The following is a 20,406-nucleotide window of genomic DNA, read 5'->3' on the forward strand; positions in this document are numbered from 1 at the left end:
CGCAACCAGAAAATGCACTATTGGCTTAAGAAAGAAAACCATTGGAGTCTGATATGAAACGTTTTTTTCCATCCAGTGTAATGCTTACTCCCTTTGTCGTTAAATACTATTCAGACGACGAACGAGACAACGATGAACTTGACCCTGTAGAAGACGTCGAGCAACCGCCCACAAGCGATGAATAGCCGCTTTTATCGAGTAAACAATCATCCCCATCTAAACTCTTCATTTCATCGGGCTTGCCATTTATGAAACCCAAGCAAGCCCTGTCTACGACTTATCTATGAAACTGCGAGCTCGTTATTAGCGCACTCGCCTAAATTCAACTAGCCTAATGACGACAAATAGATAAGGAAAATCCCATGAAAAAAGTTGCGGTCATACTCAGTGGCTCAGGTGTCTTTGACGGAGCGGAAATCCACGAAGCGGTGTTGGCGCTTTATGCGATTGAAAAAGAAGGGGCAAGCTGGCATTGCTTTGCTCCAAATATCGAACAGCTTCATGTCATCAACCACAAAACAGGCGAAGAAATGAGCGAAAGCCGAAACGTACTGGTTGAATCTGCGCGCATCGCACGGGGTAAAATCGAAGATGTCGCAAAACTCAACGTCGACGACTTTGATGCGCTTTTGTTGCCCGGCGGATTTGGAGCCGCGAAAAACCTAACCGATTTTGCCGTTAAAGGTGCAGAGTGTAGTATCAATACCCATGTCGCCTCAGCATGTCGCGCCTTTGCCAACGCAGGTAAACCTGCCGGATATTTATGTATTGCTCCCGTTATCATACCGATGATTTATAAAGACCAAGTAAAAGGCACGATTGGAGCAGATGAAGCAACGGGTGTCGCGTTCAACGCATTAGGTGGAGAACACGTTGAATGCGCGGTGAATGACTATGTCTATGACCAAGAGCGTAAGGTGCTTTCTACCCCCGCTTACATGTTGGCAGAAAACATTTCTCAAGCCGCGTCTGGGATTGAAAAGCTGGTCAGTAAACTAATAGAAATCGCATAAAATCACTTCAAATTATAAACGCCCATTAAGGTCACAATCTTAATGGGCGTTTTTTCGCTCAATTCACAACCAATTGTAATTATTGATAAAAACAGCAAATCTGTTGGTAAAACGATTGCGTCAACGCACAAAAATTTAACAATACTATCAACGATAAATATGCAACAAGAGTTACATCACAGTTTTAGTCTCAAGCTACCACTTTTGGGTGAGAGAATTGCTCAAGATCAATTCTGCATCGTGAAATTTTATGCGAATCTAACTGCAACTCTTAAATCCTATAATAATGGAGTCATCCAATGACAAGTGCATTTTTCATCCCTACAGTAAACCTAATGGGTGCTGGTTGCCTAAAAGACGCAACTGACAGCATTCAATCTCAAGGCTTCAAAAAAGGTCTTATCGTTACAGACAAAATCTTGAACCAAATCGGTGTGGTAAAACAGGTGCAAGATCTACTAACTGAGCGAGCAGTTGAGACTGTAGTATTTGATGGCACACAACCAAACCCTACTATCGGCAACGTTAATGCTGGTTTGGCACTTCTAAAAGAACATCAATGTGATTTTGTTATTTCTCTTGGCGGTGGTTCTCCACACGATTGTGCGAAAGGCATTGCGCTTGTTGCCTCTAACGGCGGACAAATCGCAGATTACGAAGGCGTTGACCAATCAGCAAAACCAATGCTGCCACTTATCGCTATCAATACGACAGCGGGTACTGCTTCTGAAATGACGCGTTTCTGCATCATCACAGATGAAGAGCGTCACATTAAGATGGCAATCGTAGACAAACACACAACACCATTGATTTCGGTAAACGATCCTGAATTAATGCTTGCAAAACCAGCGTCATTAACCGCTGCAACAGGTATGGACGCTCTAACTCATGCTGTGGAAGCGTACGTTTCTATTGCTGCGACACCAATCACTGATGCGGTTGCGATTAAAGCGATTGAGCTGATTCAAGCCCACCTACGTACAGCGGTTGAAAACGGCGATGACATCGAAGCTCGCGAGCAAATGGCTTACGCTCAGTTCATGGCAGGTATGGCATTCAACAATGCGTCACTGGGTTATGTTCACGCAATGGCGCACCAATTGGGTGGCTTCTACGACCTTCCACACGGCGTTTGTAACGCAATTCTTCTGCCTCACGTACAGCGCTACAATGCGCAAGTTTGCCCAGAACGTCTACGTGATGTCGCAAAAGCGATGGGTGTTGAAGTTGAAGGCATGACCGCTGAGCAAGGTGCAGAAGCCGCGATTGATGCAATTGTCGCTCTTGCGAAAGACGTGGGTATTCCTGCTGGTATCAAAGAGCTAGGTGCAAAAGCGGAAGACATCCCAACACTTGCAGATAACGCGCTAAAAGACGCATGTGGCTTTACTAACCCTAAACAAGCGACTCACGAAGAAATCTCTGCCATCTTTACTGCAGCGATGTAACGCACTCTTTCTTTCCTTTACTCCAGTTCAACCTCCCTTCGGGGAGGTTTTTTTGTACTATCGTCTCCTTTAAACCGTACTACACTTTCTGAAACCACAGGAGGTGACCGATGAAACAACTGATTTTCCTTTTCTTTACGCTTATCAGCGCGGCAAGCATTGCTGGCGAAAATAAAGTTTACAATGTAAATGGCAACAATTACGAAGGCTACTGGATGAAAGCTGGAGATGATGCCCCGTTGGTTTTGCTTGTTCACGACTGGGACGGACTCACTGACTACGAGATGAAACGGGCGAAAATGCTTTCCGATATGGGCTACAACGTATTCGCGGCTGATCTTTTCGGTAAAGGTGTGAGACCTACTGAAGTAAAAGACAAAAGACAACACACTGGCGAACTCTATAAAGATAGAGAGAAGCTCAGGGCTCTCATGCAAGGCAGTTGGGATTATGCGGCGTCTTTAGGCGGGAATGCTGATAATGTGGTTGTTATGGGGTACTGCTTCGGTGGAGCCGCTGTTTTAGAGTCTGCTCGCGCGGGGATGAAGGCTAAAGGCTTTGTCACCTTTCATGGCGGTTTAAGCACACCGGAAGGACAAAATTACCAATCAACTACCGCCCCTATCTTAGTTCTTCACGGTACTGCGGACTCAGCGATTCCAATGTCGCAATTTGCTCAGCTCGCGACCGAATTGGAAACACAAAAAATCGCCCATGAAATGATCACTTACAGTGGCGCCCCTCATGCCTTTACCGTGTTTGGTAGCGATCGCTATCGTGCCGATGCGGATAAGAAATCTTGGCAGCGATTTGGTGAGTTTTTACAGCAAAACACCCAATAAAAAAGAAGGCTAGAGATCGCTCTCTAGCCTTTGCTTAGTGCAATTTACCCTTTTTAACGCCCACCTAAGGCGCAGAATCTACTTCAATCGGAAGATAATGTTTTGGCTCCAGTTTTAGCCATTCTGGCAGCACAGTACCAATTGAAATGGAAGACCACGTACCCGAAAGAATACCGATAAACATCGCCACAGCGAACCCTTCCAACGCATTGCCGCCCATTAACCACAATGCAGAGACCGTCATCAAGGTCGTACCTGACGTCACCATAGTTCGGGAAAAGGTGGCGATAACCGCTTGGTCATTGATGGTCTCGGTTGGCGTTGACTGTTTCGCTACCAGCAGCTCGCGAATTCGGTCAGCGATGATGATCGAGTCATTCAGTGAGTAGCCTAAAATCGCGAGTATGGCGGCGAACACCGTCAAGTTGAACTCCATTTGAGTCGCAGCGAAAAAGCCTAACACCAAAACCACATCATGAATCAACGCCAACAGTGAACCACTCGCTAATCGCCACTCAAAGCGGAAGCAGAGGTAGCCCAAAATACACATCATCGAGATAAGCAGCGCAAGTCCACCTTGATCAACAAGATCATCGCCAACTTGAGAGCCAACCATACTGCTGCTGACCACCGACACGTGATGAGATACTTTACTCAGCACCTGATTGATATCCGGGATAGTTTGCCCCGCTTCTGGGATTGGATAGCGGATAACCCAGCGACCTGCGTCATCAGAGTGGGTCACTGACGTAAATTCTCCGAGCTCTGGCTTGAGCGTGTTCAACAAATCATTGCTTGTTAAGCTCTTGTCCACTTGGACTTCTGTCACCATGCCGCCTGTGAAATCCAACCCCATATTGAGACCACGTGCGCCCAATGCGACAAGCGATACGATCATCAAGGCGACAGACACAATACTGGTGACGTAACGAATCTTACGGATGTTTTGTTTTAGAAATTCGACCATGATTAAACCCTCACATCGCGACGACTGTCACGTCCCCAAACTAAGTTGATAATTGCGCGAGATGCGAACACACCGCTAAACATACTGGTCAACAGACCTAGCCCCAAAGTCAGCGCAAAGCCTTGAATTGGACCATTACCAATTGAATAAAGCACGACTGCGGTAATCATGGTGGTGATATTGGCATCTAAGATGGTGCTTAACGCACTACCAAATCCTAAGTCTATGGATTGGGCAAATGTACGCCCTTCTGCGAGCTTGTCTTTGATTCGCTCAAAGATCAAAACGTTGGTGTCTACCGCCATACCGACTGTCAATACCAAGCCAGCGATACCAGGCAAGGTCAGCACTGCGCCAGGTAGCAAAGCGATAAGCCCCAGTAGACTCACCATATTGATCAACAGTGCGACGTTTGCCACCCAGCCTAGACGGCGATACCAAAGCGCCATAAAGGTTAAAGTCATCGCAAGGCCGAGCCCTAGAGCAGCAAAACCATTTTGAATGTTTTCTGCACCCAGTGATGCGCCGATGGTTCTTTCCTCAACAATCGTGACTGGCGCAGTCAATGAACCTGCACGAAGTAGCAGAGCAAGATTCTGTGCCTCTTCCATAGAGCCAGCACCGGTAATTCGGAATTGGCTGCCTAGCTGCGATTGAATCGTCGCAACACTGATAACACGTTCACTGCGCTCGGTCTCACCTTTCGCATTGGTCGTGTACTCGCTGTAGACGGTCGCCATCGGTTTACCAATATGGCTGCCAGAGAAATCACTCATGATCTTGCCGCCAGCATGATCCAATGAGATGTTAACTTCTGAAAAACCCATCTTATCGATACCAGCACGCGCGTTCACAATGTGTTCACCCGTTAAGACGGCACGCTTGGCAAGCACCACATCGCGACCATCATTGTCTTGCAGCACAATATCTCCGTAGCTCACCCCTTCCGATGGCGATTTTGCTTCGTGAAACGCCAAGGTCGCGGTCGCACCGATGACGTTCTTCGCTTGAGACGGGTCTTGAACGCCGGGTAGCTCAATTCGGATGCTGTGTTCACCTTGACGCTGCACCGCAGCTTCTGTGATACCCAACTCCTCGATACGATCACGCATGATTTTTAGGTTTTGCGTAATAGTAATGGTTTGGAACTCTGTCTTGTTTTGTTGAGTTGGTTTTACCGCCAGATAGTCGGAATGGCGTTTAACATCCCAGCCTGGATAATTCTGCTTGAGATAAGTAGCCACGCGAGAGAGTGACTCTCCAGCTTCACTCTTGACATCAAAACCGTCGACGCCAACCTGAGCAAATTTCACCCCGCGAATACGCTCTTGACGAAGCATGTCTCGCATTTCATCCATCAAAACGTTGCGTTGTTCTTCGAACGCTTTGTCGATATCAACATTCAGCAGAAATTGCACACCACCGCGCAAATCCAAACCCAGTTTGATCGGACTAAAGCCAAGCTCTCCCAACCACTCTGGTGCCACCGAAACGTAGGAGAAAGAGATCGAGTCTTCTTTTCCAATCAAGGTATTTAGCACTTCACGTGCATGAGTTTGCTGAGTTTCATCTTCAAACACCAAGGTCGTGCTGTTGCCCTGCTGCACAATGCGATCGGCTTTGATATTGTGCTGATCTAAATAGCGGTTTAGCTCCGCAGGGTTGTTGAGCACGCCACCACCTTGTGACGTTGTCACCTGAATTGAGGGCTGTTCGCCATACCACGTAGGTATAGCACTCAGTGCTAACAGTACAATCGTGACGACAAGCACCACATATTTCCACGCCGAGTAACGATTCATCACTCGCGCACTTTTCGCCTTATTGGCCATATTTCGCTTCATAATTTTTCATAGTATGTGCTCGCCCCTTCAACTTGCGTAAAGGGCGAAAATCGGCAATAGGTCGCCACTGACTTCTGCGTGAGAACGTCACGGAAGCATCAAAAACGACAAACTTGGAATGTCGCTAATAGCATTAACGACTCGCTAGAATGGATTAAGCGAATTGGCTGTTTAGAGCGACGTAGAGGGCGTTAGACTCTTTCCAACCAGAAATGCGATGGCTGGATGTCAAGGCATCATCAACCCAGTACTCATTGACTGGTAATGGGTGACAATAGGGTTTATAAGGTGAAGATGGATTGAGGTCAGCGAGATTAGACTCTGCTTGATTTGAGTCCGATTCGTCAGCAATGCGGCCAGACATCCCCCATCGGTTGAGGTTGATGATGGCAACAACATCAATCGTACCTTCCGACTGAGAAACAGGACTAGAACTGGAGTCTTGTGCTTTTCGAGATGCATCAAAAAGAGCCTGAGCATCATTTTTTGATAGCGGTGCAAATTGGCTTGAAGAAGGGTCAAGTCGGGCGCCGATATCACTTTCAGTTTGGCTTAAATACGCCACTGCATGCGCTGGTAAAACCATCGCAAACAAAGCAAGCCAAAGAAGTGTTATCACCCGTTGGTACATTCACGTAACCTATCAAATCAATTACGTGGATAGTAGGCCCTCGAAAGCGCCGCGACAACTAAAATTATCTAAAACTTAAGCTTTCAGTTTTGGTAGACCCTACTAGCGGTAGAAAATCTCACCACTGCGTATGTCCAAGTAAATCTTATTTGCTTGTTTTAGACCTCCGCAATAAACGAAGTAAACATCACGCTCGTTAAAGGTGAGTGAGCGCATCCAGCCTTTAGTTTCTTCAAAGTCTTCCGGTGTGCACGTTTTGTCTTTGAGTAACTGATCGGTTTTCTTCACAAACATTTCAAAATGCGCTTTGAAATCATCGGAGTCTTCAATGTAACTGCTAACTGTTTCTCTACGCTCATCTTTGGTGATGGTAGGTGCTACCTCTAGTAGTGCGTCCATTGGAACCCACTCAGCCACTTCCGGCCCACCCTCCTCGTACACATAGTACGCCGAGATTCTTCCCCAACCATCTTTCTTTTCAAGCACATGCAGTTTGTCACCACGGTAAACGACACTCTCAACAAACGCGCTATGGTCTGGCGACTCGCGCACACCCAATCTTTCGGGGCTGACGTAGTAATCGGTAACAGGTGGCTTTGGCGGTTGAGGTTTTTCTTTAACGATGTTGAGCGGCTTTATTGGCTCCTCGGCATTTTCCATCTGACTTGCCAGTTCCGCATCTTGTTTGGGTTTAAGATAGAAGATGTAATATCCCCCTCCCGCACACGCAATACCGACCAGCAGCAAAACAATCATAATTATCTTTTTCATAGTGATGCCGATTCTTTTCCTATACTTATTACATCCGAACTTACGCTCACATTCAGATGAAATGGCTCTCGTTTACTTCTACTATAACGGCAGCTTGGCTCTGCACTTTACCCTTTCATGGCACTGCGGCACACTGCGATGCAAAGGCGTGGGATCAACTTGTCAAAATACAGCAGAAGATTGATGCCAGTTACAACCAACATGCCGAGAGATTTAACCGCCTTCTCCAATACCATCAACATCAGCCCTTTTTGCACCAAGCATTCTCTTCACAAGAGCTCAATACACTTTGGGTCACAGGAACGCCAAATGCAAAACAGAAGTTTGAGCTGCAAATGGAGTCTTCTCGACATCTTATTCAGGCCATCAGCGAAGAGAGCCAACTCATATCTCGACTTCAGCAAAACGTGAAAGAGACGCGAACTCAATGGCGCGAACTTGGTGCCCACTGCCATGATGCGCGCTACGCCACAAACAGCGTTATTAGTGATAACTACGTTAAAAGCAATGACGCCCTACTCGCGAGTTTAAGCGAACTACTGTCTAAATTAGCCACAATCCAACATCGATACCGCCTAGAACTCTCTACGTTGATGGCGGTTTCTAATCCACCACCTGACCGTTAGATACGCAGAAAAGTTTGTAACTTTCTGTGTCTCTTTTGATAAAAATCCGCGCTTCTCACAAACAATCTTCATTTATTGTCATTTTCATCAATAGTTTATAAAAATTTCACATGATATTAATTATCATTTGCATAAATGTCATTTATCATTACCATTTATGGCACGCCAACCATCCATATCTATCGCTTTGAAATTATCACTGTCTATTAAACACGTTGCCTTCATTTGGCTAGCTGGCATCTTGCTTGCCATTACAAGTGTCGCGACCGTTTACTATTACGAATCCAAACAGATGGAAGCACAACTCGAACGACGCTTAGAGACGAAGATTCATGCTCTTGGCCAAACACTCGATTCGACGCGACATTTGATGTTTCTGACTCGTGCTTTTCTAGAAAACAGTAATCAGGCATCGCAACGGCAGTTTGAACAATTTCTCAGAGGTCAAACAGGAACAGATCGCGGTGTTCACTCGATTGTTTGGGCGCCTAAAACGGCCATCGAAGAGATTCCTCAGTTAGAAAAAGCCGCCGCAACGCATGGATTTCTTGGTTATCGAATCGAGCCACCTATTGATCCGCAAATCCACTTGCCGACGTTTTTGCAAGGTTCTACCCTCCCTATCTACTACGTCTCGTCGATATTCGAAGCCAGCGATGACTTGGGAGTGCGACTCGAAAGTCGAACAGAAAACCTCTATGCAATCACACAATCGTTTAACCACAACAGAATTGGTGTTGCTCACTATGAGCACGACAACCAGACAGGCATTCGACTGTTTCTACCGCTGTATACGGACAACCAACAACTCAAAGGATGTTTGGTTGCCAATATCGTCCTACACGAACTCTTAGGCCTAACCTGGAAAGAGGACATTAATTCAGCCGACAGCCACATTTCGGTCTATTCAGAAGCCGCAGATAAAGTCATTTTCCAATCACATATCAATACGTCACTCAGTGATAAGAAGCTGTCCGAACGTACCGTCACACTTGAAAAGCCTTACTACAATGCGCTTTTTGACCAGCACTGGATAGTGTCGGTGTCAATGGTCGATAGGACGGGAAGTACCGCCATGTATGGCGCCACTCTGGTTGCACTGATTCTTGCTCTAACAGTAAGCGCGACACTGTCCGCCAACTTTTATGCGACGCGCCTGAAAGTCTCTGATCGCGTCATCGCAGAAAAAACCCAATCACTTGCCATTCAAGCGGTTAAGGATAGCTTGACCGGTTTATCCAACCGAAGTGCCCTCGCACAAGAGGTGGAACTGCGGCTAGCTCAACTCAAATTAGGGCAAACCAAAGGATTTTCTATCCTGTTTATCGACCTAGATCGTTTTAAAGTCATCAATGACTCGATGGGCCACCTGCATGGCGATAGGTTGCTTCAACTTGTCGCCCAACGCTTAACCGCAAATTGTCGCAACCACGATGTGAGTTTTCGATTTGGCGGGGATGAGTTTGTGATCTGTTTACCTGAGCTAACCGATAAGCAGAGAGTGAGTCAGATTTGCAAACGCTACGCCCAACTGCTCAGCCAACCATACATATTGGACGGTCAACGCTGTTACATAGGTGCCAGTATCGGCATTTCGATCGTCACTGATTACAATCGAAGCCTGACGGAGATTCTGCGCGAAGCCGATACCGCAATGTATCAAGCAAAGAGCTCCAGTCATGACAAAGTGGTTTTCTTTCACGAGACCATGTTCCAAAAAGCCAAGCAGAGATTCACGCTCGAGCAAGAGCTCACCAACGCACTGGCTTTGAAGCAGCTCTCGCTGGTTTACCAGCCTATCTATGAAACACAATCGGATGACATTGTTGGTTTTGAATCGCTGCTTCGTTGGAACCATCCTAAGTTTGGCCACGTCTCACCTAATGAGTTTATTCCAATCGCCGAAGAAACAGGGCTCATCATCTCGATTGGAGACTGGGTAGCGAAGGAATGCTGTAAAACTCTGCAACGCTTGTGGCACGACCCAGCGATTAAAGTGATGCCACGGATTAACATCAATGTCTCCGCCAAGCAGTTTGAGTCAGAACACATCTATAAAACGCTATCACGCTTATTAAATCATTGTGACTTTCCAGCTCACTTCATCGGCGTTGAGATCACAGAATCCATGCTTTTGAGTGACGACTGCAGCGCGCAGCAACTGCAGCGAATCAAGGACCTAGGGATCACCCTCTATCTCGATGATTTCGGTACGGGTTATTCTTCACTTTCAGTCATCAATGACTATCCGGTCGATGTGATCAAGGTTGACCGCAGCTTTGTCAGTCGCATCGCACTTGGCCAAACCAACGCAGATAGCCTTTGCCAAGCCATCATCAACCTCGCCCACACCATAGATTTAAAAGTGGTCGCGGAAGGGGTCGAGACGCCACAACAACTGGCTATCTTGACTCAATATCAGTGTCACTATGTGCAGGGCTACCTAAAATCTAAACCAGTGACCGTCTGTAAGCTTGAACAATGCTTAAATCAACAAAATCGACAAAGTGCATAAAAAAACCTGCATGAAGCAGGCTTTGGAAAGGGTAATCCGTAACTTAACCTAAGCGGTCACATTTGGCTGCACAGATAAAATCATTTTGATGTAAGCCTTTAATCGAGTGGCTCCACCAAGTTACCGTGACTTTGCCCCATTCAAGCAAAATGGATGGGTGATGGAACTCCTCTTCTGCCAGCTCAGACACTAAATTCGCAAATGCCCACGCCAACTTGTAGTTCTTAAAAGTATAGACTTTTTCGAGTTGTGGAATGCCGTCTCGCTCTAGCATCGTCCAGCCATCAAGTTCCGTTAAGAGTAGTCGTCGTTCTTCTTCACCTAATGCTACTGCACTGCTTGTGCACGCTTCGCATCGTAATTCATTAAGCATGTGTCACTTCCTTTGGTTCAAATAATGGCGGCAAAAGCCCTGCCTTCATCGCTTGTTTAACATGGAACATCAAATCCATTTTGCTGAGTTTGTATAACTGTTCAATATCGTCGAGTACAAAGTATTCTGGCTGCATAATATCTATTCGATATGGCGTTCTTAACACTGTATGTATATCAAATGATTCTCGTAGCGGCTTAGCATCTCTCAGGGCGTAATTGGTTTCTCCTGGAGAAGAAAGGATGCCCCCGCCAAAAATCTTAAGTTGTCCATTTTCACGCACCAAACCAAACTCGACCGTAAACCAATACAAGCGAGCGAGATAGACTCTCTCCTTTGCACTGGCCTCTTTGCCCAACATGCCGTAAGTCTGAGTAAACTCAGCAAACTGCGGATTGGTTAACATGGCACAATGACCGAAGATTTCATGAAAAAAATCCGGCTCTTGTAAGTAGTCGAACTCTTCTCGGCTTCGCAAAAACGTCGCAACAGGAAATTTGCGATCCGCGAGTAACGCAAAAAAGCGGTCAAAGTTGATCAGTGCAGGCACAGGTTCGACTTGCCAACCTGTCTCCCTCAAAAGCACTTGGTTAATTTCTGGCAGCTGAGGAACACGCTCGATCGGTAAATCAAGCATTTGCAATCCATCCAAATACGCTTTACACGCGCTCTGTTCTATTAACGCCAGTTGCCGCGTAACGAGGTCATGCCAAATGGTATCTTCTTCTTGCGTCCATTCAACAAATCCTTGCTCATTCACTGGCTTAGATACGTACTGCGTCATTGCTATTTCCTTTAACAATTTCGTTACATAAAGCCTATCGCGATGAGTGATTGGTGACAATTTAACCCGCTACATCTGGGTCAAATTGCGTGTAACAATAATTTTACATTTGACATTTTTTCTCTTATTTATCAGCACTCTGAATATGGTCCATTTGTTTGACTTTGTATAAATTTCCAACAAGACTTAAACAACAACAAGGAAATCATCGACGAGGATGTCATGTCGCAGTGTGAAGTCAGTAACAACGAGCCGATCTGGGCTCCAAGCCCACAAAGAATTGAGTCTTCTAATCTTCAACAATTCATCAACCACGTTAAGATTCAAGGCCACAACATCAATAATTACAGAGATTTACATCAGTGGTCGGTCAAACAAAAGAAAGATTTTTGGTTGGAAATTTGGCAGTTTTGCGATGTCATTGGTTTTAAAGGCGACTGCATTCATGGCGAAGGATTGGCCCGCTGGGGGGAGTTTCAACCCAGCCGCGATACCATTTGGTTTCCTCAAGCGCAGCTAAACTACGCCGAAAATTTACTTGCTCAGGCCTTCCAAGCGCCTGACGATATCGCCATCTGGTTTAAGAACGAACGGGGCGAATCGCAAAAAACCACGTGGCAAGAACTGTGCGATCAAGTGTCGATTTTACAGCAATGGCTTATTCACAATGGCGTTGGCCAAGGCGATGTGGTTGCGGGTTACCTGCCGCACATGACGGAAACAGTTATCGCTATGTTGGCAACCACCAGCCTTGGGGCGATATGGACCTCTACCTCACCCGATTTTGGCGTCGAAAGTGTGACAGAACGTTTTGGTCAGGTGCAACCCAAGGTTCTGTTTTGCTGCAACGGCTATCAGTTCAACGGTAAAACCTTCAATATGGAGCACAAGAACCGAGAAATTGTCGCCTCATTGCCAAGCATCACCAATACCTGCCAAATTGATTACCTTCGCCAAGGCTTCACCGATTCCATGAGTAACGAAACGTTTTCTGATTGGGAAGCGATATTGGCAAGCTTTCTCCCTCGAGGTACCCATTATCAGCGCATCGGGTTTAACGACCCTCTGTTTGTGCTCTACTCTTCGGGCACAACAGGGAAACCCAAATGTATCGTCCACTCTGTAGGCGGCACCATACTCAACCACTTAAAAGAGCATCAACTTCACTGCGATATTCAGCCAAAGGATAGGGTTTTCTATTACACCACCTGTGGATGGATGATGTGGAATTGGCATGTCTCTGCGTTGGCGAGTGGCGCAACCCTAGTGATCTTTGATGGCAGCCCGATGTACCCCAACCCAGATGTGCTTTGGCAACTGGCGGATGAAGCAAAAGTCAGCTTGTTTGGAACTTCTGCCAAATACTTAGAAGCACTAGAAAAAACAGCATTTAGACCCGCAGAGAGCTATGATCTGTCGAGCCTTAAAACCCTCTGCTCCACCGGCTCGGTGCTTTACCCAAATCAGTTTGACTTCGTCTACTCCGACATCAAAGTCGACGTACATTTGGCGTCTATATCAGGCGGTACCGACATCTGCGGATGTTTTGTTTTGGGTAACCCCATTTCGGCTGTCTACCGTGGTGAGTGCCAAGGTCCGGGCTTAGGTATGGACGTCGCAGTCTACGATGAACACGGTATCGAAATTACGGGTAAACGAGGAGAGTTAGTCTGTAGAAACAGCTTCCCAAATCAGCCACTCGGTTTTTGGGGTGATACCGGAGAACGTTACCATGACGCGTACTGGAACAAGTTCGACAACACATGGCATCACGGGGATGACGTGGCGCTAACCCAAAGCGGTGGCATGGTCTTTTACGGTCGAAGTGACACCACCCTAAACCCCGGCGGAGTGCGGATCGGGACGGCGGAAATCTATCAGCAAGTGAATGGACTCACCGAAATTAAAGATTCAATTGCCGTGTCGCGACATGTGGATGGCGATGAAAAGATCGTGTTATTTGTTCAAATGGAGCCATCCCATGTTTTTGATGACGCTTTGGTTGAGCAGATATGTACCACGCTAAAGCAAAAATGCTCGCCAAGACATGTACCTAGTGAGATTTATCCGCTGAGCGAGATCCCTAAAACGAAATCTGGGAAACTGGTGGAACTTGCGGTCAAGCAAGTACTGCATGGTCAAGAGGTTAAGAACAAAGGCGCGATCGCCAACCCAGCCGTTCTGGAGGAAATCATTCAATACGCCAATTGATCAAAAAGCCCGGCTGAAAACGCCGGGCTTTGTGAGTAAATGCTGGTTTATTTTTTGGCAACAGCCATCAACACCTTGAGTGTACCTTGCGGAGTTTCTATCTCAAATGGGGTCGTTACAGTGACTTCTTCGAAGCCGACACTGGTCAGCACTTGCTCGACGTGTTCGTAAGTCATGCCGCCCACTTCATCTCGCTCTGACAACCAATCCCAATGCACAAAGTGATTTCCTTGGTCCAACAAGCTATAGATGATATCCGCAACGTCTGCATAGTTAGGAAGAAAGCTACACACCGAGGACGCCACCACAAGGTCAAACTGATCACGAAACGCAGGGTGCATTGCAACCAGTCCACGGCTAAGAATATCCACTACTGGCTCGACGTTTTCTAGCTCTTTCCTATCAAGCTGCTCGATCATCGCTTCTGAGCTATCAAGCGCGACAATCTCTTTCGCCAATGGTGATAACTTTTGGCAAAGCAATCCCGTCCCACAACCAAAATCCAGAACGCGAGCGCCTTGAATATTAATGATACCTGACAACGATTCGAACGCTTTATTTGCGTATTCGCCGGTCGATTTGTCTTTGTCCCAATCTGCCGCGATATCATCCCAACTAGTAGCCATCATGATCTCCCTATAACTTCATTCATTTGGCATCGCCCAAGAGTATCAAAACTGCATGAAATTCCTAGCGTTTCGTTCCGCAAAACGGACAATCTGCGATTATTGTTGTACTATCTGGCAAAAGATCTTTCATATCGACTAAACAATGAACTTATCTCAAATCGAAGCATTTTGTAGCGTCGCGGACACAGGCTCCGTATCGGAAGCCGCTCGTCAACTTGAGTGCAATCGCACCAAGCTCAGTATGGCAATCAAAGCGTTAGAGAAAGATTTGAGCATTGAACTGTTCGTCCGTAGCGGTAATCACTTGGCCCTGTCCGAAGCAGGAAAAGCAATCTATAAAGACTGTCAGAACCTACTGGTTACCGCGGCCCGTATTCGCCAAACTTGCGCCCAAGTGTCCGGAGAGTTCAACGCAGAAGTATGGATAGCGCGTGATGACTCCCTGCCTGATGAAATGTGGCATGAGCTCTCTCATAAACTTAATAACCGCTTCCCGGCAACCGCATTCAACATTGTTCTTGCATCCAGTGGCGACCTTGCCAACCTTGTTGCCACCCAACAGGTCGACTTTGCATTCGGAGTCGATTATGAGCGAATCGATGATCCCCATATCACCTATCAGCCACTAGGGAAAATCCGCATGATGTCGGTATGTCGCGCCGATCATCCCCTAAGTAAAATGCGCCGCGTGTCCGATGACGAGCTGCGTAACGCCATGCAAGCTGTCATGGTTTACCTAAATGAAAAAGACAACCCAGAACTTCAGCCGTTTTCTCTCAGACACATTGGCTTTTCCAGCTTTGATTATATGCTCAACACGATCTTGGAAGAAGAAGCATGGGGCGTGTTACCTGAACCTTTGATTCGTCATTTGTTGAGAAAACAAAAGTTAGCGGTGATCAAACACACTTACGGTTTAACCCAAGAAGACTACTGCATGTTTACCGCGGCAGGCATGACGGAACACCCGGGCATGAGCTGGCTTGCGGACAAATTGAACGAGTATTTGTTCGATTTCTAAACGGTCATTCTTCATTTTTAAAATATTTTGACGGTCAAAATCACTGACCGCCAAAATATTTGACACCACATAAAACGTTTAACTCATTGAAATGTAAACACTTAGTTGAAACTACCTCTATCAATAACGAGCACTCATACCGATTGGGTTTGTTAAATGGTCAAAAATTCAGAAAACTATAGAGGTACTTTCCATTGAGATAATTTTATGTGTGCTAGGACAAGCTTAAACGAAAAACGAACACTGACCTTTTCAGCCCTTTTGGCCTCTGGCTTCGCGGGTGGTGGCTTAGTGCTTGGTTTGCTTGTCGGATCGCTAGTGATTGTTTTTGATGGCGTCTATTCCTTAGTGAGTTTGCTGTTAACTTTATTGTCACTCGCTGTTTCTCGCTACATTGAGCGTCCATCACGTAGCCAGTTTCCGTTTGGTAAAGCCATTCTTGAACCAGTGGTGATCGCCATTAAAGGCAGCGTGATTCTGTTGGTTGTGGGTTACTCACTTTACTCGGCTATTCAGTCCATGTTTACAGGCGGCCGTGAAGTCGACACCTCAATCGCGACCCTCTTTGGTTTGGTCAATGTCATCGGCTGTGGTTACGGTTGGTACTACATTGCCAACAAATCAAAACGTTTCTCTTCAGGATTGATTGAAGCAGAAGCAACCCAGTGGCAAATGGATACGCTCTTAAGTGTTGCGGTTACATTAGGCTTTATCGCAGCATGGCTCGTCTCGTTGTCATCGTACGCAGAATACGCCGTATACGCAGACCCAATGATGATGATTTTGATGTCTTTCTACTTCATTAAGGTGCCGTTTGATATGCTCAGAGAAGCGATGCGTGAGCTGCTGATGATGAAACCCAGTGACGATATCATTACCACTGTCGATGCCGAAGTCTCAGCATTAGACCAACAGGTTGAGCAACATCTGGAAGTCGCCGCTGTGACCAAAGTAGGACGAGAGCTTCGTGTCAATCTTGATGTTCACGCCAAAGGCTCACAAGTACCCGTGGCGGAGCTTGAGAAAACCCGCCGAGTGCTGAAAGACAAACTGTCTAAGCTCTCTCTGGATCTTAATCTGACAATGAACATTGCTAGTTAAGCCGCTCTATGCGGCTTTACTCTTTTAGGTTAAGAGCCATCGATAGAAACGCTTCGTCTGTCTCCACCACTTGATAACCCAGTTTTTGATACAGTGACGTCGCGCCACTGTTAACAACAAAGCTCGATAAGGTCACTTTCTCGCAGCCAGCACCTTTCGCCATTTGTTCTATCTGTGCCATCACTTGCTGACCAATACCTTTTCGTTGCTTATCAGGAAACACAATCAAAAAGTGTAAGTGAACCGCGTTTTCGTATGGCTTAAAACAGACCAAAGCGACTTGTTCTTCGTCTTTGACTACCCAATGAAACCAAGATGATTGGTAGTTGTTTTTCAATCGTTCGCGCTGAAAATCATCATCCCAGCCGAAGACCTTATCAACGTGAGTAAACAACCCTTGTTTCACTACATCAAACAGTCGCTCAAATTCATTCGTTTCGACCGTAACAAACTCTAACTTCATCCAAGTTCCTTCTTGTCTGCCCAAGATTAAGAAAACTTAATGTTTCATAAATCCTACCTCAATGGCAAGGAGCAGATAATAAAAGCCTCTAATATTATTAGAGTTTTTCGGTTTACCCCCTAGACCGTTATGGCTCGCATTAGTCACGCGAGCCTTCTTTTTATTCCCCCCAATTGCTGGTGAATCGGATATGATATGACGCGCGTAAACAAGGAGTGAATGTGAAACTGCTGATTATAGAAGATGACCAAACAACGCGAGAATTTGTTGCTAAGGGACTGCAAGAGCATGGCTACACGGTTGATCAAGCAGAAGATGGCAACAGTGGTCTGATGATGGCGCTAAGTGGCGAGTATGACTTGGTGGTATTAGATAGAATGCTGCCCTATTTGGACGGCATGAAAGTCCTATCTGCAATCAAGGCGACTTTAGAGCATTTACCCGTCCTTATTCTGAGTGCCATGGACAGCGTCGAAGACCGCGTCGATGGGCTTCAAGCAGGCAGTGACGATTACCTCATCAAACCCTTCGCGTTGGCAGAACTTATTGCCCGTGTTGATATCATCATTCACCGTAACCAACGTCAAACTAAGCCGCACTCGACGCTCAGCTACGACTGCTTAACGGTCGATCTCCGTGCGCATCGCGTTACCTGCAACAATACCGAGTTGCAACTTCAGCCCAAAGAGTTCCAGTTGATTCAGCACTTTATTGAGCACAGTGAACAGGTTGTCTCACGAATGCGTTTATTTGAGAGTATCTGGAGCTATCACTTTGATCCAAAAACCAATGTCATTGATGTTCACGTAGCCAACCTGCGCCGCAAACTTGAAGAAGCGGGATGTCGTGATCTACTGCACACGGTTCGGGGAGCGGGTTATGTCCTTCGTCGATGATTATACCCTCACGCGATCATCTGTTTTTAAAACCTTAATCGGGCTTTTTTTGGTTATCGCTATCATTAACATTATGGTCGTGCGGCAAGTCTACATCGACTCTGACAGCTTTCATCGCGAGCAGCTCACCAAACAACTGAATGACGAAATCATGGAATTCAGTTACCTTGCCGAACAGAGTCGGGAAGAGGTTGAAAAACTACTCCAAGCGAAAAAAGCGTCCAATACCCCTTTCTATTATCGCTTAATTGAACACATAGAGCCGACTTACACTACTCAGTTCTATCCGATTAGCTCACTGCCCAATGACACGACCAATATCGCGATTGGAGATAACGTTAAACTCGAAATAGGCGTCAATCCCCAAGTAGTTGAAGCGTATCGAAACGCGCTGGTGCCCATCGTCCTTTCTAGTATTGTGTTACCCATTGCGGTTATGTTGGTCGCGGCTCTGTTTTTCACCATTTTGATCTTGCGCCGACTCGAAAACGTCAACAAAGCGATGAACCGAGTCCTGTGCGGCGAGCGCGATGTGAAGTTAGAGGTATCACAACAAGACGATGAGTTCGACATTCTCGCCATTCACCTCAATTACATGATTGAACAAATGGCGAAAAAAGAGCAAACATTGAAATCTCTCACGGTCGGCATGGCTCATGATATGCGAACACCGATGGCGCGCCTTAAGCTGAGGCTAGAAGATGTTCTGTCACATCAGCAGTTGAGCCCAGCTCAGCAAGCTCAAATTTCTGCGTGTCATGACGAGTTGGAGCTCATCTTATCGTTGTTTAATAGCATGCTAGAAATTGCGAAAATCAACAGTGGTCAAGTTACCTTACAAGCCGAGCCCGTTGATTTAGCCAAAATCAGCCAAGATGCGATCGAATTTATCTCGCCTATTGCCGAGCAAAAACAGCTTTCGCTCACCTTTCGGCAAGACCAAATCTGCCAAGTCAAAGGGGATCCGTCGCTTCTGTTCCGAGCGATTTTTAATCTGGTTGAAAACGCCGTTAAGTACACCCCAGAAAATGGTCAAATCAATGTGGTTGTTGATAGGTTAGGTGTTGTGGTTGCCGACAGTGGAATCGGCATTGCTGATAAAGACAAACCCAACGTGTGCCGACCGATGTATCGCGCTGACAAAAGTCGCAGCGAGCATGGCAATGGCTTAGGGCTATCATTGGTTGATGCGGTGGTTCATCAGCACGGTGCCGAGCTAATATTCAAAGATAATCACCCTGGCTTGCGCGCACGCATTTTATTCAATTAAACCTTACTAAATTAGTGGAAATTTCACCTCCTAGCGTCAAGACTTGAAGTAAAAGGAGGTGACTATGCAACAATTCAACAACATACTCTTTCTCAGTCAAGGAGTGATGGACAATCGAGAGTCCCTTGCACAATCAATTCGTTTAGCATGGCGGAATAAAGCCAAACTAAAAGGGCTTGTTGTTTGCCCTCACCTACCCAACGACATGAATGACTATGAGGATCAGTACGAGACTTGGCTAATGGAGTCAATGCAAAGTCTTGTACAAGAAAGCCTCGTCGAACAAGACATGTCACGCGAAGACCTGCAGTTTCCTGTTGAACTTACTGTCGCAGATAAGCCGACGGTTCAAGCCATTCGGTACGTTCAAGAACACGGGATCGACTTGGTGATTAAAGATGCGGAGCCAAATAAGTCTCGCAGTCGCGGTCTACGTGCTATTGATATGAGCCTGCTAAGAAAATGCCCCTGCCCTGTTTGGCTAAATCGTCCGTCAGAAAAGCCACGAAGCAAACAACGTGTTGCGGTAGCGGTTAATCCAAATGCCACCACAGACGAAGAGAAAACGCTCTCTATCCAACTCCTTCAGCTCGGTCGTTCTATAGCCGATAGCTGTGATAGCCGCCTTCACATCATCTCTTGTTGGGAATATGTGCTCGAACATTATCTAGACGATCATATTTGGATAAAAGTGTCGCAAGACGAGCTCCAGCAACAGATTGAACTGGCGAAACAGCAACACTACGAAGCCCTTCAAACGTTGGTCGAAGCCTCTGAGATAGGGGGCGATTTAGTGATGCATCGCTTACATGGCACGCCCGACGCAGAAATCCCTCACTGTGTAGAGGAAACCGACATTGATGTGTTGGTGATGGGGACACTCGCTCGAACTGGCATCCCTGGCGTGGTGATCGGCAACACTGCTGAGAACATCGTTCAGAGCGTCAACTGTTCTTTGGTTGCCCTTAAATCCAAGCAGTTTCGCTCTCCCATCAAATAGA

20 protein-coding genes are annotated in these 20,406 nt (G+C 46.4%); 12 read left to right on the top strand and 8 right to left on the bottom strand.

From position 1 onward, the window contains the following. The first annotated feature begins 53 nt into the window (after positions 1-53). From ACUALS_RS18810 to ACUALS_RS18825, 4 genes are all read left to right on the top strand, one after another. Entirely contained in the window at positions 54-185 is a 132-nt protein-coding gene (locus ACUALS_RS18810) for a hypothetical protein (RefSeq protein WP_269410213.1), read from the top strand. 177 nt (positions 186-362) lie between these two features. Then, the gene (elbB, locus tag ACUALS_RS18815; RefSeq protein ID WP_038214265.1) at positions 363-1,013 is read left to right on the top strand and encodes an isoprenoid biosynthesis glyoxalase ElbB; all 651 of its coding nucleotides are present in this window, start codon (positions 363-365) and stop codon (positions 1,011-1,013) included. A 299-nt stretch (positions 1,014-1,312) separates the two neighbouring features. After that, positions 1,313-2,461: an L-threonine dehydrogenase gene (yiaY, locus tag ACUALS_RS18820; RefSeq protein WP_454449381.1), complete on the top strand. Its 1,149-nt coding sequence runs from the start codon at positions 1,313-1,315 to the stop codon at positions 2,459-2,461. Positions 2,462-2,571: 110 nt separating this feature from the next. Beyond that, complete coding sequence (locus ACUALS_RS18825; RefSeq protein ID WP_454449382.1) at positions 2,572-3,303, top strand: dienelactone hydrolase family protein; 732 nt, start codon at positions 2,572-2,574, stop codon at positions 3,301-3,303. Between the two features lie 64 nt (positions 3,304-3,367). Here ACUALS_RS18825 and secF read toward each other — a convergent pair whose 3' ends face one another. From secF to ACUALS_RS18845, 4 genes are all read right to left on the bottom strand, one after another. Next, positions 3,368-4,270: a protein translocase subunit SecF gene (secF, locus tag ACUALS_RS18830; RefSeq protein WP_454449383.1), complete on the bottom strand. Its 903-nt coding sequence runs from the start codon at positions 4,268-4,270 to the stop codon at positions 3,368-3,370. Positions 4,271-4,272: 2 nt separating this feature from the next. Beyond that, on the bottom strand, positions 4,273-6,102 hold the full coding sequence (gene secD, locus ACUALS_RS18835; RefSeq protein WP_454450050.1) for a protein translocase subunit SecD: 1,830 nt from the start codon (positions 6,100-6,102) through the stop codon (positions 4,273-4,275). A 166-nt stretch (positions 6,103-6,268) separates the two neighbouring features. Next, positions 6,269-6,745 carry a hypothetical protein gene (locus tag ACUALS_RS18840; protein ID WP_454449384.1) on the bottom strand — a complete coding sequence of 159 codons (477 nt, stop codon included), beginning with the start codon at positions 6,743-6,745 and terminating at the stop codon, positions 6,269-6,271. Between the two features lie 102 nt (positions 6,746-6,847). Next, entirely contained in the window at positions 6,848-7,516 is a 669-nt protein-coding gene (locus tag ACUALS_RS18845; protein WP_454449385.1) for a hypothetical protein, read from the bottom strand. 56 nt (positions 7,517-7,572) lie between these two features. Between ACUALS_RS18845 and ACUALS_RS18850 the strand changes: the two genes are divergently transcribed. Next, the gene (locus ACUALS_RS18850; protein ID WP_454449386.1) at positions 7,573-8,142 is read left to right on the top strand and encodes a hypothetical protein; all 570 of its coding nucleotides are present in this window, start codon (positions 7,573-7,575) and stop codon (positions 8,140-8,142) included. Between the two features lie 157 nt (positions 8,143-8,299). Continuing rightward, on the top strand, positions 8,300-10,657 hold the full coding sequence (locus tag ACUALS_RS18855; protein ID WP_454449387.1) for an EAL domain-containing protein: 2,358 nt from the start codon (positions 8,300-8,302) through the stop codon (positions 10,655-10,657). A 43-nt stretch (positions 10,658-10,700) separates the two neighbouring features. On the opposite strand, the gene ACUALS_RS18860 is transcribed toward ACUALS_RS18855, so the two are convergent. Beyond that, positions 10,701-11,030, bottom strand: a complete 330-nt coding sequence (locus tag ACUALS_RS18860; RefSeq protein ID WP_005472312.1) for a 4a-hydroxytetrahydrobiopterin dehydratase — start codon at positions 11,028-11,030, stop codon at positions 10,701-10,703. Continuing rightward, positions 11,023-11,820, bottom strand: coding sequence for a phenylalanine 4-monooxygenase (gene phhA / locus ACUALS_RS18865; RefSeq protein ID WP_454450051.1), 798 nt, complete (start codon positions 11,818-11,820; stop codon positions 11,023-11,025). Before phhA ends, ACUALS_RS18860 begins: the two co-directional genes overlap by 8 nt. A gap of 216 nt (positions 11,821-12,036) precedes the next feature. Here phhA and ACUALS_RS18870 point away from each other — a divergent pair, with 216 nt between their 5' ends. After that, complete coding sequence (locus ACUALS_RS18870; protein WP_454449388.1) at positions 12,037-14,025, top strand: acetoacetate--CoA ligase; 1,989 nt, start codon at positions 12,037-12,039, stop codon at positions 14,023-14,025. Between the two features lie 47 nt (positions 14,026-14,072). On the opposite strand, the gene ACUALS_RS18875 is transcribed toward ACUALS_RS18870, so the two are convergent. Next, positions 14,073-14,651: a class I SAM-dependent DNA methyltransferase gene (locus ACUALS_RS18875; RefSeq protein WP_331399660.1), complete on the bottom strand. Its 579-nt coding sequence runs from the start codon at positions 14,649-14,651 to the stop codon at positions 14,073-14,075. 145 nt (positions 14,652-14,796) lie between these two features. Between ACUALS_RS18875 and ACUALS_RS18880 the strand changes: the two genes are divergently transcribed. Beyond that, positions 14,797-15,675 (top strand): LysR family transcriptional regulator, encoded by an 879-nt coding sequence (locus ACUALS_RS18880; RefSeq protein ID WP_005472238.1) that lies wholly within the window; start codon positions 14,797-14,799, stop codon positions 15,673-15,675. A 207-nt stretch (positions 15,676-15,882) separates the two neighbouring features. Next, positions 15,883-16,776, top strand: coding sequence for a cation diffusion facilitator family transporter (locus ACUALS_RS18885; RefSeq protein ID WP_454449389.1), 894 nt, complete (start codon positions 15,883-15,885; stop codon positions 16,774-16,776). 16 nt (positions 16,777-16,792) lie between these two features. Here the strand turns inward: ACUALS_RS18885 and ACUALS_RS18890 are convergent, their stop codons facing one another. Further along, complete coding sequence (locus ACUALS_RS18890) at positions 16,793-17,239, bottom strand: GNAT family N-acetyltransferase (RefSeq protein WP_454449390.1); 447 nt, start codon at positions 17,237-17,239, stop codon at positions 16,793-16,795. Between the two features lie 221 nt (positions 17,240-17,460). On the opposite strand from ACUALS_RS18890, the gene ACUALS_RS18895 reads away from it, so the two are divergent. The 3 genes from ACUALS_RS18895 (at position 17,461) to ACUALS_RS18905 (ending at position 20,405) form a co-directional block, all read left to right on the top strand. Beyond that, entirely contained in the window at positions 17,461-18,135 is a 675-nt protein-coding gene (locus tag ACUALS_RS18895) for a response regulator transcription factor (protein ID WP_005472294.1), read from the top strand. After that, positions 18,119-19,405 carry a sensor histidine kinase gene (locus ACUALS_RS18900; protein WP_454449391.1) on the top strand — a complete coding sequence of 429 codons (1,287 nt, stop codon included), beginning with the start codon at positions 18,119-18,121 and terminating at the stop codon, positions 19,403-19,405. The genes ACUALS_RS18895 and ACUALS_RS18900 overlap by 17 nt, the downstream gene beginning before the upstream one ends. Before the next feature lie 64 nt (positions 19,406-19,469). Beyond that, a complete protein-coding gene (locus tag ACUALS_RS18905; RefSeq protein WP_454449392.1) occupies positions 19,470-20,405 on the top strand; it encodes a universal stress protein in 936 nt (311 codons plus the stop codon). The last annotated feature ends 1 nt before the right edge of the window (position 20,406 follow it).

It is taken from the genome of Vibrio sp. NH-7, assembly GCF_053643215.1.